The sequence below is a fragment of the Caballeronia sp. GAWG1-1 genome (genome assembly GCF_023631465.1).
Taxonomy (GTDB): Bacteria; Pseudomonadota; Gammaproteobacteria; order Burkholderiales; family Burkholderiaceae; genus Caballeronia.
In genome coordinates this window covers 1-13,824 of record NZ_JALQDB010000026.1, presented here as the reverse complement: position 1 = coordinate 13,824, position 13,824 = coordinate 1, and the positions used below count along the sequence as shown (strand labels likewise).

Below are 13,824 nucleotides of genomic sequence, written 5' to 3'. Positions count from 1 at the left end.
GCCGCGCCGAGGGAATCCGGCGCGGCCGCGACTGCGTTTTTACTTGGCGGCGTCGAGTGCCGCTCTGATTTCCGCGATGAATGTCGTAAGCGACGCCGCGGCGATATCCGGCGGCGCCTCTTCGAGCAACTGCACGAGCCGGCTGCCGATGACCACGGCATCCGCGATCTCAGCCACCGCGCGGGCAGTTTGCGCGTCGCGGATGCCGAAACCCACGCCCACCGGCAGCGGCACATGCGACTTGATGGCCGGGATTTTACTCGCGATGCTGGAAACGTCCAGATTTGCCGCGCCGGTCACGCCTTTCAGCGAGACGTAATAGACATAGCCGCTCGCAATCTTCCCGACCGCCGCGATACGTTCGTCGGTCGAAGTCGGCGCCAGCAGGAAGATGGGATCGATGCCGGCCGCGCGCATTTTCGTGCCGAATTCCTCGGCTTCCTCGGGCGGGTAATCGACGACCAGCACGCCGTCGACGCCCGCTTCGTTCGCGGCCGCCGCGAAAGTGTCCGCGCCCATGCGTTCGATCGGATTGGCGTAGCCCATCAGGACGACCGGCGTTTTGTCGTTGGTCTGGCGAAAACGCGCGACATCGGCAAGCACGCGCTTGAGCGTCACGCCGCGCGCCAGTGCGCGTTCCGACGAGCGCTGAATGACGGGACCGTCGGCCATCGGGTCCGAAAACGGCACGCCCAGTTCGATGACGTCCGCGCCGCCCTTCGCCAGCGCGTGCATGAACTCGACGGTCTGTTCAGGGTTCGGGTCGCCCGCCGTAATGAACGGAATCAGCCCCTTCTTGCCTTCGGCGGCGAGTGCCGCAAATGTAGTTTTGATGCGTGACATGAGAAATTCTCGCAGTCGTATTCGTGGGCGTCAGACGTCGTTGTCTCGGCATCTGACGCGTTTCAGCGACGAAAATGGCGCTATCGGGCAGCTTCCGGTACGAGACTGACGCTAGGTGCGCGCAAAACCTGCAATCGATCCTCGCGTCCCTGCGCCGTGCGCTGTTCAGCGATCGCACAGTAGTCCGCGTTTATCTCGTATCCGGTGAAGAGCCGTCCGTGACGCGCGCAGGCAACGCCCGTGGTGCCGCTGCCCATGAATGGATCAAGCACGCGGCCGCCCGGCGGGCAACTGGCAAGCACCATCCGTTCGATGATCTCCAGCGGCTTTTGTGTCGGATGATCGACCCGTTCCGCATGCTGCCGGTGCAAACGCGACACCGACCACACGTCTTTCGGGTTGTAGCCCATCTCCAGCCACTTGCTGCCTTCGAAAATCTTGCGCGAGCGCGCCTTCTTCGTCACTGCGTCGTAAGGAATGCGCACTGGATCGAGATCAAAGTAATAGTCCTTCGATACCGCGAAATAGCCGATGTTGTCATGCACCGACGAGAATTTTCGCGTCGTTCCGCCCATGCTCGGTACACGCCGGTCCCAGACGATCTCATTGACCATCATCAGGCGGCGCTTGAGAAACACGAACAGCTCTGGCGAATACTGCCAGGTGCAGAAGATGTACATCGAACCGCTTCGCTTGAGCTTTGGCAAGGCCAGTTCAAGCCAGCCGTACGTCCATTCAAGGAAGGCTTCTCCGGACCGCATGTCCGAGTCGTTCCCGTAGTCCTTGCCCAAACCATAGGGCGGGTCCGCGACGATCAAGTCGATCGACGCGTCGGGAATGGTCGCGGCATCGGCCAGGAAATCGCGATTGCGGATATCGATGTCGGCGCCCGTGAGCGCGCCGACGGACAACGGTTCGTCGATGACAGTGCGCATCCGGCCGCTCAGAACTGAATGCCCGATCGCTCGGCGACCGTGTGCATGTCCTTGTCGCCCCGGCCCGACAGGTTGACGAGCAGCACCTTGTCGCGCGGCAGCGTCTTCGCGAGCTTCGCGCCATACGCCAGCGCGTGACTCGATTCGAGCGCCGGGATGATGCCTTCGATGCGGCAGCAGTCGTGGAAGGCCTTGAGCGCTTCCTCATCCGTGATGCCAACATACTCGGCCCGTCCCGCGTCCTTCAGCCATGCGTGCTCGGGACCGACGCCCGGATAGTCGAGACCCGCCGAAACCGAATGCGTCTCGATGATCTGGCCGTTGTCGTCCTGCAAGAGATAGGTGCGATTGCCGTGCAAAACGCCAGGACTACCGCCCATGAGCGAGGCTGCGTGACGGCCGGTGTCCATTCCGTCGCCAGCTGCCTCGACGCCAATCAGACGCACGCCCTTGTCGTCGATATAGGGATAAAAGATGCCCATCGCGTTCGATCCACCGCCTACGCACGCTATCACCGCGTCCGGCTGTCGACCAGCCATTTCGGGCATTTGCACCTTGCATTCGTCGCCGATCACACGCTGGAAGTCGCGCACCATCATCGGATAAGGATGCGGGCCCGCCACCGTGCCGATGATGTAGAACGTGCTCTCGACGTTCGTCACCCAGTCGCGCATGGCTTCGTTGAGCGCGTCTTTCAGCGTCTTCGAGCCCGATTCGACCGGCACGACCGTCGCGCCCAGCAGCTTCATCCGATACACGTTCGCAGCCTGACGCCGCACGTCCTCGACGCCCATGTACACCACGCATTCCATGCCGAAGCGCGCGGCAATGGTGGCGGTTGCAACACCGTGCTGACCTGCGCCCGTCTCGGCGATCACACGCTTCTTGCCCATCTGGCGCGCAAGCAGCGCCTGGCCGATCACATTGTTGACCTTGTGCGCGCCGGTGTGATTCAGGTCCTCGCGCTTCAAATAAAGCTGCGCGCCGCCAAGCATTTCGCTCCAGCGCTTTGCGTGATAAATCGGAGAAGGGCGACCCACATAATGCTTCAGTTCGTAGTGATACTCCGCCTGGAACTCGGGATCTTGCTGAGCGGCTTCATACGCGACGCGCAATTCATCGAGCGCGTGGATGAGCGTTTCAGACACGAAAATGCCGCCATATTGGCCGAAATGGCCTCTTTCGTCTGGTAAGTTGTACATTACGTCACTCTTCGGTGGTGAAGTGCCATTGCGGCGAATTCACATTTTTATTCAGCTGGCATCCGCTTCGCGCACCGCGCGCACGAATGCCGCCATCCGGGCGGGATCTTTCACGCCCTTGGCGCCCGGCGTTTCGATGCCGCTTGAGACATCGACCGCGAACGGGCGCACGCGCCGGATGGCTTCACTGACGTTTTGCGTGTTCAACCCACCACTCAAAACGGCCCGATGCCCTAGATCTGTTGGGATAAGTGACCAATCAAATATCTTCCCGCCGCCGCCAAAGCCCTCGACGAGCGCGTCGAGAAGAATGCCGTCAGCATCTGCAAATTTAAGAGACGATTCTATCAAATCGCTCGTTGCAGCATCAGGCCCGATTCGCAATGCGCGCCAATAGGGCAAACCCGCAATTGCGGCCAACTCGGCGCATTGTTCGGGTGTCTCGTCGCCGTGAAACTGCAAAATGGACAGAGGAACGTTCGACGTGACTTCTCTCACCCATTCCGGCGTCGCGTTGACGAACAAACCGACCGCCGACACTAGCGGCGGCACATGCCGAGCCAGTTCGACGGCTTGCGCAACGCTCACCGAACGCGGACTCGGTGGATAGAAAACGAAGCCCACGGCGTCCGCGCCGAGCGCTACGGCGTGGCGCACGTCTTCGGCGCGTGAAAGTCCGCACAGCTTGATTCTCGTTCGATGAAGATCCCGTTCGCTCATTTCTCGTTCGCCCAGACGGCGCTCCACGGCATGCTTTCGATATGCGCAGGCGGCACCGCGAATTGCGCCGGATAACCGACTTCCGCCAGATATAGGCCGTCCGGCATGAAGGTCGGCGCGGCGATACGACGGTCGCGCGCGGCGAGTACGTCGGTCATCCACGAAACCGGATGTTTTCCCCGGCCAATGGCAACGAAGCATCCCATTAGATTGCGTACCATATGATGCAAAAACGCATTGGCGCGAAACCGGAAGTGCACGAAGTTGCCCTGCTCGCGTACATCGATCCGATACACATGCTTGACCGGCGTTTTCGACTGGCAATCCGCCGCGCGGAACGACGAAAAGTCGTGCTCGCCGATAAGACACGCCACCGATTCACGCATCGCGCCGACATCCAGCGGCGTGTGCACCCAGCCAGCGCGTTTCGCGAGCATGGGTGAACGGACCGCATTGATGTACAGCACGTAATAGTAAGTGCGTTCGAATGCGCTGAAGCGGGCGTGGAAGTCGGCGGGCATCGGCTTCGCCCATTGCACCGCGATCGTTTCCGGCAAAAACGCATTCGTGCCGCGCACCCAGGAAAACTCGGTACGGTCGAGTTCCGTGTCGAAGTGCACGACTTGGCCCAGGCCGTGAACCCCGGTATCTGTCCGTCCGGCGACGACCGTCTGCAAACGAGTCTGCGCGAACTCCCCGAGCGCGCGCTCGAGTTCGTCCTGCACCGTGTTGCCGTGCGGCTGAGATTGCCAGCCGGAAAACGCCGAGCCGTCGTACTGAACGCCTAATGCAATGCGCATTTCAGGAATGCGGCGCGAGCGTCGAAAGCAACGCGGCGGCTTGCGGACGCGTGGCTGAATCGTTCGAGGCGAGCACTTCCTGAAGCAACGTACGCGCGCCCGACAAATCGCCCAGTTCGATGTATTCGGTCGCTAGTTCGAGCTTGTTTCGCGCGATCGTCGCGAGTTGCGAAGGCGTCAGCGCCGGCAACGGTGCTGTCTGGCTCGCCGGCAGATTCAGGTCGAAGTCGAGGCTCAGCGGGCCGTACTGGGTGGCTCCGAGGCCGGCCACCGCCGCGGCGCCTGCAGTGCCGGCTTCGATCTGAGCGACGACGGAATCCCCTCGCGGCACGGGCGGCAAGTCCTCGTGAGCCGTCTGCGCGTGGGCCACCGGCTGCGGGATGAACGGCAACGGCGCCGCGTCAGCGGACTCACGGGGCGCGGCTTCAAGCGCCTGCGGCGGCGAACTCGCCAACTCATGAGGCGCGTTCAGCGTCAGTTCGAGACGCGGCGGCAGACCGAGTTCGAGCGAGTCGAGCGCCTGGATTGCTTCTTTTGGAAACTTGGGCATCGGGAAACGATGACCGGGCGATGGATCGTCGTCGAGTTCCGGCTCGGGCGGCACGTCGAGCGCTGCGTGCTCGATCTCGCGCTGTTCTGCCGCGCGCTGCTCGGCGGCTTCCTCGGCGGCCGCACGCGCCTGAGCTTCGCGCAGTTCGGCTTCGCGAGCGATGATTTCGCGCGCCGCCGCCTCGCGGGCCTGTTCCGCGTGCTCGGCGGCATCGCGCGCTTCGGCTTCGCGCAATTGCGTCTCGCGGGCGGACAGATCGCGGGCGAGCGCCTCGCGGGCCGCGAGCTCACGTGCGCGCGTCTCCCGTTCCTCGGCTTCCTGATGCGCAGCCTGTCGCGCGGCGGCTTCGCGCTCCTGTTCTTCCCATTTGCGCGCTTCGAGCGCGGCAGCCTGGCGTGCAGCGATTTCACGGGCATGCGTTTCGTGCGCGTCGGCGTCGTTCGATGATTCTTCGCGCGCGGATGGCACGAATTCCGCGTGCAAAGCGGCGGGCGTCGCGGGAACGAACGGCTCGGCTTGCGACGCCGGATTCCTGGCCGATGGCGTCATGCGCGCGACCGCGTCGTCATCGGACGGCGTGGGGAAAACTTGCGCCGCATCGTAATCCTCGATGCTCGCCGCCACCGCGTTCAGTTCCGACTGATCGTCGCGCTGAACCGCCTTGCCATCTACGCTCGCCACGGCGATAGCAGCCAAACGCTCGCGCTCGCGTTGCTGACGCAGCTTTTCGTTACGCGCGGCGGCGTCTGCTTCCGCTTCTTCCATCGAGGAAAAGGTTCGCGGCGCGCGCGGGTCCGCTGCCGCTCTCGCCGCTTCGAGTTTGGCGCGATTACGCCTTCTGATATACCACTGGCCGAATATGACACTCAGCCCAACCAGCCCACCAAGGAAAATCCTGGGGTCCGAAAGCGGCGACCCGGTCGCGGGCGCCGCAGCGGAAGTGGCGACCTCGGGCTTCGCGGGCGCCATTGTGGTACTTGCCTCGGACGCCGGCGCAACGGCATTCGGCGCGCTCGCAACAAGCGCGGGATTCGAGGCTGCTTCGGGCGGCGCGGGCTCGCTCGCGGCGCCTTGAGTCGCTGACGCCGGTGCAACGCCAGTCGCAGATGCGCCCGCCGTTGCGTTTTCCTGCGGGACCGGCGCTGGCGTCGATGCGGACGCCGAGACCGGCGCGGACGCTCCGCCCGCATCCGTTGCCGGCACGTTCAACACCGAACCGAGCTTCAACCGATTGATGTCGTGCCCGGCGAACGCGTTCGGATTGGCTTCGAACAGGGCGCGCGCCATCTTTTCCTTGACGGCGCGTTCCTTGGAACCGGTGAGTTCGCCGGCGATATCGCTCAGCGACTGACCGGGCTTCACCGCGTACTGCTGCGTAGCGCCTGCTGCAACCTCGCTCGCCTGCGCGAGAGCCGCGCCCGGATGCGCGGCGAGCACCGCGGACGCGACAATGCCAGCCGCAGCGAACGCCGCGCGCGATGGCGTGTTGAAAGACCGGCCAGGTCGATGAATCATTGAAACTCCAGGGAACGGCGAAGGTTGAATCGAAACACTGCCATGACAAACGCGCGCGGGTGGATTTTTCGTCGAACGGTCACGCGGACACGTTCCATGACAAAACCGGCTGCACAAACGAAAAAGCGCCGCGATAAACGCGACGCTTCTCGTCAAGCCGCGCTCATAAGCGCGTAGTTTACTTTACTTGTCCAACAGAATGCGCAGCATGCGGCGCAGCGGCTCGGCAGCACCCCACAAGAGCTGGTCGCCGACCGTGAACGCGGATAGATATTCACCGCCCATGGCGAGCTTGCGCAGACGGCCAACCGGCACCGTAAGCGTGCCCGTGACGACTGCAGGCGACAGATCGCGGATGGATGCTTCGCGCTCGTTCGGCACGACCTTCACCCAGTCGTTCGCCGATGCCAGGATGCCGTGCACTTCGTCGAGCGGCACGTCCTTCGCGAGCTTGATGGTCAGCGCTTGCGAATGGCAGCGCATGGCGCCGATCCGCACGCAAAGCCCATCCACGGGAACCGAGCCCGGCTGACCCATTGCGAGCTTGCCGAGAATCTTGTTGGTTTCCGCGCCGCCCTTCCACTCTTCCTTCGACATGCCGTCGCCGAGATCCTTGTCGATCCACGGGATCAGCGAGCCTGCGAGCGGCACGCCGAAATTGTCGACGGGCATGCGTTCGCCGTTCATTGCAGCCAGCACGCGGCGGTCGATATCGAGGATGGCGGAAGACGGGTCGGCCAGGTCTTCCTTGGCGGCGCCGTAAAGCACACCCATTTGCTGCAGCAGTTCGCGCATGTTCTGCGCACCCGCGCCGGATGCGGCCTGATACGTCATGGCCGTCGTCCATTCGACGAGGTTTTCGCGGAACAGGCCGCCGAGCGCCATCAGCATGAGGCTGACCGTGCAATTGCCGCCGATGAAATCGCGCCCGCCCTTGACGAGCGAGTCCTTGATGACGTTCAGGTTGACCGGATCGAGAATGATGACCGCGTCGTCCTTCATGCGCAGCGCCGAGGCCGCGTCGATCCAATAACCTTTCCAGCCCGCCGCGCGCAGCTTCGGATACACCTCGTTGGTGTAGTCGCCGCCTTGACACGTAATGATGGCGTCACACTTCTTCAGGTCGTCGATGCTCGTCGCGTCTTTGAGCTTAGTCTCGTTCTTGGCGAACGACGGCGCGTTGCCGCCCGCATTGCTGGTGCTGAAAAACACCGGTTCGATCAGGTCGAAGTCGCCTTCCTGCTGCATGCGCTGCATCAGGACGCTGCCGACCATGCCGCGCCAACCAACGAGACCTACGTTCATGACTCACCCTTCCAGTGGTAGCTTCCCCGCATCCTTACCCGGCGTGGCCGCGCGGGGAAGACGCTCGGACACGAGGGACGATCAGCGAATCGTGATCGCTTTGATGGAGGTTTTCGTAATGCGCGTTTTGGCGACGCCAACGATGGCGTAACCGCGCGTGCTGATGGCGAGACCCGTCGCGCTGACTTTTGAGCCGCGTCCGATGGATTCCAAAGAGAATTGAGAGTTCTTCGCCATAGCAAAACAGTCTACACGATAACCGGGCTATTTCGTGAATCTCGAACCGAATCGCCGCGAATCGTGCCGTAAAACGGGTAAAAATAGGATAAACGTCACGATCGGCTGCATTTGTCGCAACAGCCGATCGCGAGTTTTTTTAGAGCGCCTTGAGCACCGCGTCGCCCATTTCCTTCGTGCCGACGACTTTGCCGTCGGGCGTCGCGATATCGCCGGTGCGGTAGCCCTGCTCCAGCACCTTCTTCACCGCGCTTTCGATACGGTCGGCTTGCTCCGTCTTGCCGAGCGAGTAGCGCAGCATCATCGCGGCGGAGAGAATGGTCGCAAGCGGATTGGCCACGCCCTTGCCCGCGATATCCGGCGCCGAACCATGCGACGGCTCGTACAAGCCCTTGTTGTTCTTGTCGAGCGACGCCGAAGGCAACATGCCGATGGAACCGGTGAGCATCGCGGCTTCGTCGGAGAGAATGTCGCCGAACATGTTGCCCGTCACGACCACGTCGAAAGCCTTGGGCGCCTTGACCAGCTGCATCGCCGCGTTATCGACATACATGTGCGACAGCTCGACGTCCGGATATTCCTTGGACACATCGATCATGATGTCGCGCCAGAATTGCGATGTTTCGAGCACGTTCGCCTTGTCCACGCTCGTCAACTTCTTCTGACGCTTTTGCGCAGCCTGAAACGCGACATGCGCAATGCGCCGCACTTCCGGTTCCGCGTAACGCATGGTGTCGAAGCCTTCCTGCGCGCCTTCGAACAAGCCGTCCGGCGCAGCACGCACGCCGCGTGGCTGGCCAAAGTAGATGTCACCGTTCAGTTCACGCACGATCAGGATATCGAGCCCCGACACGATCTCGGCCTTCAGCGACGAAGCACCCGTCAATTGCGGATAGCAAATGGCCGGACGGAAGTTCGCGAACAGTTGCAGATGCTTGCGCAGACCGAGAATGGCTTGCTCCGGGCGCAACGCGCGTTCGAGCTTGTCATACTTCCAGTCGCCGACGGCGCCGAAAAGGATCGCGTCGGCGTCCTTGGCGAGTTGCAGCGTCGCATCCGGCAGCGGATGGCCCTTCGCCTCGTAACCCGCGCCGCCAACGGGCGCTTCTTCGAGTTCGAACTTCTCACCAAGCGCGTTCAGCACCTTGACCGCCTCGGCGGTGATTTCCGGACCGATACCGTCGCCGGGGAGGACTGCAATCTTCATGTCTCGATTCCTTATTCACAGGACGCGCTCCGCGCTTGCGGAGCTTCCCGGTTTGGTTCGCGCCGTCGTGTCGGGTTTCTCGGACACGAACAACGTCACTAAAAGCGCGCCTGCATCTGAGCGCAGGCCGAATACAGGCTCTTATCCAACCAGCCGATTGTTCAGCCACGGCTGCTTCGTCAGCCGTTCCGTCTCGTACTGACGAATCTTGTCCGCGTGGCGCAGGGTCAGCGCGATATCGTCGAAGCCGTTCAGCAGACAGTACTTGCGAAAGCCCGGGACTTCGAAAGAATACTCGGTGCCGTCGCCCGTACGCACGACTTGCGCTTCGAGATCGACGGTCAGCGTATAACCCACGAACGCGTTGGTCTCGTTGAACAGCTTGTCCACTTGCTGCTCCGTCAGCGCCACCGGCAGCAGCCCGTTCTTGAAGCAGTTGTTATAGAAAATGTCCGCGAAGCTCGGCGCGATGATCGCGCGAAAGCCGTATTGATCCAGCGCCCACGGCGCGTGTTCCCGCGAGCTGCCGCAGCCGAAGTTCTTGCGCGTGAGCAGAATCGACGCGCCCTGGTAACGCTGCTGATTCAGCACGAAATCCGGGTTCAGCGGGCGCTTGCTGTTGTCCTGTCCCGGCTGGCCGACATCGAGATAACGCCATTCGTCGAACGCGTTGGGACCGAAGCCGGTGCGCTTGATCGACTTCAGGAACTGCTTCGGAATGATCGCGTCGGTGTCGACGTTTTCGCGATCCAGCGGCGCCACGAGGCCGCTATGCACAATGAATTTTTCCATGACGCTTGAGCCCTTTGTCTGTTGCAGATCCGGCAATGCTTGGCGCGCCTTGCCGGATGAATGCGGCTCGCCTACTTAGCCGCGTTGCTGATCGAATTGCCCAGATGCTGCAAATCTTCGCCGAAACCGTGCATCGTGTTGCAGCCCGCGAGTGTCAGTGTGAGCAGACAACCGGCGGCAACCACGAGCGAGAGTAGATTTCGCTTCATCGCACCGAGTCAGGCGAGCTTGCGAACGTCGACGAAGTGACCTTCGATTGCAGCGGCGGCCGCCATTGCCGGGCTCACCAGATGCGTGCGTCCGCCCGCGCCTTGACGCCCTTCGAAATTGCGGTTCGACGTCGATGCGCAGCGCTCGCCCGGATCGAGCCGGTCCGCGTTCATGGCGAGGCACATGGAGCATCCCGGCTCGCGCCATTCGAAGCCCGCGTTGGTGAAAATCTTGTCGAGCCCTTCCCGCTCGGCCTGCGCTTTCACGAGACCGGAGCCCGGCACGACCATCGCCAGACGAATGTTCGATGCCACGCGGCGGCCGAGCGTCTTCACCACATACGCGGCGGCGCGCAGGTCTTCAATACGCGCATTCGTGCACGAGCCGATGAAGATTTTGTCCGGCTTGATGGCCTCGATTGGCGTGTTCGGTTGCAGCGCCATGTAGTGCAGCGCGCGTTCCATGGCGTCGCGCTTGACCGGATCTTTTTCGCGCTCGGGATCGGGCACGCGGCCATCGACCGACGTGACCATTTCCGGCGACGTGCCCCACGTGACTTGCGGCACGATTTCGGCCGCATTGAGTTCGACCACGCGGTCGAACTGCGCGTCTGGGTCCGACTTGAACTGACGCCAGTACTCGACCGCCTGATTCCACTCGACGCCCTGCGGCGAGTACGGACGATCCTTGAGATAGTTGATCGTGGTGTCGTCGACGGCCACCATGCCGGCGCGCGCGCCCGCTTCGATCGCCATGTTGCAGACCGTCATGCGGCCTTCCATGGTGAGCGCGCGGATGGTCGAGCCGCCGAATTCCATGGCGTAACCGGTGCCGCCCGCCGTGCCGATCTTGCCGATGATCGCGAGCACGATGTCCTTCGCGGTGCAGCCGCGCGGCAATTGGCCTTCGACCTTAATGAGCAGGTTCTTGCTCTTCTTCTGCAAGAGCGTTTGCGTGGCGAGCACGTGCTCCACTTCCGAGGTGCCGATGCCGTGCGCGAGCGCGCCGAACGCGCCGTGCGTGGAGGTGTGCGAGTCGCCGCAGACGATGGTCATGCCCGGCAGCGTCGCGCCCTGTTCCGGCCCGATGATGTGCACGATGCCCTGACGCAGATCGTTCATCTTGAACTGAGTGATGCCGAAGCTATCGCAATTGGAGTCGAGCGTATCGACTTGCAGCTTCGACACGGGATCAGCAATGCCGTGCGAACGGTCGGTGGTCGGCACGTTGTGGTCGGACACGGCCAGGTTCGCGCTGATGCGCCACACCGGGCGCTCGGCCAGCTTCAGGCCTTCGAAGGCCTGCGGGCTCGTCACTTCGTGCAGCAGGTGACGGTCGATGTAGAGGATCGACGTGCCGTCCTCTTCCGTGTGGATCACGTGTGTGTTCCACAGTTTGTCGTAGAGAGTCTGTGCCATGTGAGCGCTTTGGAGTGTGACTGCGGGGTTTTCAGTTTGACGACTTGTGAGTCGATTATGCCACTCTCAAGGAGCGCGTGGATAGTACTAGGCTACGGAAAAATCCATTAAAAACAGTGGGTTGGGTGGTGGGTTCGGTACCTGGATCAGCGATACCCGGATAAGAAGACGGACGAGAAAGAAGCCAAAAGCAAAAAGCCCCGGCAATCACTCGCCGGGGCTTTCATCCAACCTAACCTGCGTGCGCTTAACGCTTGTCCAGCGCCTTTGCATCACGCGGCGTTTGACCAATGAACAACTGACGCGGACGGCCGATCTTTTGTTCCGGATCGGCGATCATCTCGTTCCACTGCGCGATCCAGCCAACCGTACGGGCCATTGCGAAGATACACGTGAACATGGACGTCGGAATGCCCAGCGCGCGCTGCACGATGCCCGAGTAAAAGTCTACGTTCGGGTACAGCTTGCGCGACACGAAGTATTCGTCTTCCAGCGCGATCTTTTCCAGTTCCATCGCAAGCTTGAAGAGCGGGTCGTCATGCAGACCGAGCTCGTTCAGCACTTCGTGGCAGGTTTCGCGCATGAGCTTCGCGCGGGGATCGTAATTCTTGTAGACGCGGTGGCCGAAGCCCATCAGCTTCACGCCCGAGTTCTTGTCCTTCACCTGCTTGATGAACTCGGCGATGTTGTCGACCGAGCCGATTTCTTCCAGCATGTTCAGCGCGGCTTCGTTCGCGCCGCCGTGCGCCGGGCCCCACAGACACGCGATACCGGCTGCAATACACGCAAACGGATTGGCGCCCGACGAACCCGCGAGACGCACCGTGGAGGTCGACGCGTTTTGCTCGTGGTCCGCGTGCAGGATGAGGATACGGTCGAGCGCGCGCACCAGCACGTCGTTGACTTTGTACTCTTCGCACGGGTTCGAGAACATCATGTACATGAAGTTCGCGCTATACGACAGATCGTTCTTCGGATAAACGAACGGTTGACCGATGCTGAACTTGTACGCCATGGCCACCAGCGTCGGCAGCTTGGCGATCATGCGGATAGCCGACACTTCGCGATGACGCGGGTCGTTGATATTCAGCGAGTCATGGTAGAACGCCGACAGCGCGCCGACTGCGGCGACGAGGACGGCCATGGGGTGCGCGTCGCGACGGAAACCGCGGAAGAAGAAGTGCATTTGCTCATGCACCATCGTGTGGCGCGTGACCGTATCCACGAATTCCTGGTTCTGCGCGGCGGTCGGCAATTCGCCCTTCAGCAGCAGATAGCAGGTTTCGAGGAAGTCGGCGTTCACCGCCAGTTCTTCGATCGGATATCCGCGATAGAGCAGTTCGCCCTTGTCGCCGTCGATATACGTAATCGCGGAATTGCACGCTGCCGTCGACATGAAGCCCGGGTCATACGTGAACTTGCCGGTCTGACCGTACAACTTGCGAATGTCGATCACGTCCGGGCCCATGGTGCCCTTGTAGATCGGCATTTCGACGCTCGGCGAGTTGTCGCTGAACGATAGCGTGGCTTTAACATCTGACGGGGTCATAGCACATCCTCAATCGAAGTATGGATACAGGTTCTCGATAATTTGCACGACGGAAGCTGCGCGGCACAAACTGTACTGTGGGCCTCTTGCGGCCTTAATTCGTTTATTTCGGCTTATTGTGCAGAACTCCGTGGATTCCTGCTGAAATCACACGGTACGCAGCATACCTAGCAGACGGATTGCATCGGGCGTCGCAAGCTCGCCTTCGGGCTCGGTGCGCGCCAGCAACAAATCCATCAGTTCGTTGTCGCTCAGCTCCAGCAGACGGGTCAACGCGAACACGTCGGCGTCACTGAGGTCATGCTCATATCGGCTGAAAAAACGCTCGAAGATCAGATCGTTTTCCAGCAGGCCGCGCCGCGCACGCCAGCGAAGACGCGCGCGGCGAAGGGGGTCGGACTGATGCGGACTGTCGTCCGCGGTATTGCTTGAATTGTCGACCATCTCTTAGCCCATCTCAGACAGCGCGGCGCACCATCAATTCCTTGATCTTGCCGATCGCCTTGGTCGGGTTGAGCCCCTTCGGGCACACGTCGACGCA

The 13,824-nt window shown here is 61.7% G+C and carries 13 protein-coding genes and 1 pseudogene; all 14 read right to left on the bottom strand.

The genetic code is table 11. The annotated features are described in order from the left end of the window. Positions 1–39: 39 nt before the first annotated feature. Positions 40–843, bottom strand: a complete 804-nt coding sequence (gene trpA / locus NCT03_RS15920) for a tryptophan synthase subunit alpha (protein WP_250493108.1) — start codon at positions 841–843, stop codon at positions 40–42. A gap of 80 nt (positions 844–923) precedes the next feature. Further along, entirely contained in the window at positions 924–1,778 is an 855-nt protein-coding gene (locus tag NCT03_RS15915) for a DNA-methyltransferase (protein WP_250493107.1), read from the bottom strand. An 8-nt stretch (positions 1,779–1,786) separates the two neighbouring features. Continuing rightward, positions 1,787–2,980, bottom strand: coding sequence for a tryptophan synthase subunit beta (gene trpB / locus NCT03_RS15910; protein ID WP_250493106.1), 1,194 nt, complete (start codon positions 2,978–2,980; stop codon positions 1,787–1,789). Positions 2,981–3,031: 51 nt separating this feature from the next. Continuing rightward, on the bottom strand, positions 3,032–3,700 hold the full coding sequence (locus NCT03_RS15905) for a phosphoribosylanthranilate isomerase (protein WP_250493105.1): 669 nt from the start codon (positions 3,698–3,700) through the stop codon (positions 3,032–3,034). Next, positions 3,697–4,500: a tRNA pseudouridine(38-40) synthase TruA gene (gene truA / locus NCT03_RS15900; RefSeq protein WP_250493104.1), complete on the bottom strand. Its 804-nt coding sequence runs from the start codon at positions 4,498–4,500 to the stop codon at positions 3,697–3,699. Before truA ends, NCT03_RS15905 begins: the two co-directional genes overlap by 4 nt. 1 nt (position 4,501) lies before the next feature. Further along, a complete protein-coding gene (locus NCT03_RS15895) occupies positions 4,502–6,565 on the bottom strand; it encodes a motility hub landmark protein FimV (RefSeq protein ID WP_250493103.1) in 2,064 nt (687 codons plus the stop codon). Between the two features lie 183 nt (positions 6,566–6,748). Then, a complete protein-coding gene (asd, locus tag NCT03_RS15890) occupies positions 6,749–7,870 on the bottom strand; it encodes an aspartate-semialdehyde dehydrogenase (RefSeq protein WP_250493102.1) in 1,122 nt (373 codons plus the stop codon). A 376-nt stretch (positions 7,871–8,246) separates the two neighbouring features. Next, positions 8,247–9,314 carry a 3-isopropylmalate dehydrogenase gene (leuB, locus tag NCT03_RS15885; RefSeq protein WP_250466479.1) on the bottom strand — a complete coding sequence of 356 codons (1,068 nt, stop codon included), beginning with the start codon at positions 9,312–9,314 and terminating at the stop codon, positions 8,247–8,249. 141 nt (positions 9,315–9,455) lie between these two features. Beyond that, positions 9,456–10,106 carry a 3-isopropylmalate dehydratase small subunit gene (gene leuD / locus NCT03_RS15880; protein WP_244829115.1) on the bottom strand — a complete coding sequence of 217 codons (651 nt, stop codon included), beginning with the start codon at positions 10,104–10,106 and terminating at the stop codon, positions 9,456–9,458. Between the two features lie 71 nt (positions 10,107–10,177). Next, positions 10,178–10,315 carry an entericidin A/B family lipoprotein gene (locus NCT03_RS15875; protein WP_250466478.1) on the bottom strand — a complete coding sequence of 46 codons (138 nt, stop codon included), beginning with the start codon at positions 10,313–10,315 and terminating at the stop codon, positions 10,178–10,180. A 9-nt stretch (positions 10,316–10,324) separates the two neighbouring features. Then, a complete protein-coding gene (gene leuC / locus NCT03_RS15870; protein WP_244829113.1) occupies positions 10,325–11,734 on the bottom strand; it encodes a 3-isopropylmalate dehydratase large subunit in 1,410 nt (469 codons plus the stop codon). Between the two features lie 247 nt (positions 11,735–11,981). Continuing rightward, the gene (gltA, locus tag NCT03_RS15865; protein ID WP_244829112.1) at positions 11,982–13,283 is read right to left on the bottom strand and encodes a citrate synthase; all 1,302 of its coding nucleotides are present in this window, start codon (positions 13,281–13,283) and stop codon (positions 11,982–11,984) included. Positions 13,284–13,430: 147 nt separating this feature from the next. Beyond that, positions 13,431–13,727, bottom strand: a complete 297-nt coding sequence (locus tag NCT03_RS15860; protein ID WP_250493101.1) for an FAD assembly factor SdhE — start codon at positions 13,725–13,727, stop codon at positions 13,431–13,433. Between the two features lie 13 nt (positions 13,728–13,740). Continuing rightward, positions 13,741–13,824: pseudogene (gene sdhB, locus NCT03_RS15855) on the bottom strand (succinate dehydrogenase iron-sulfur subunit); the annotation flags it as partial.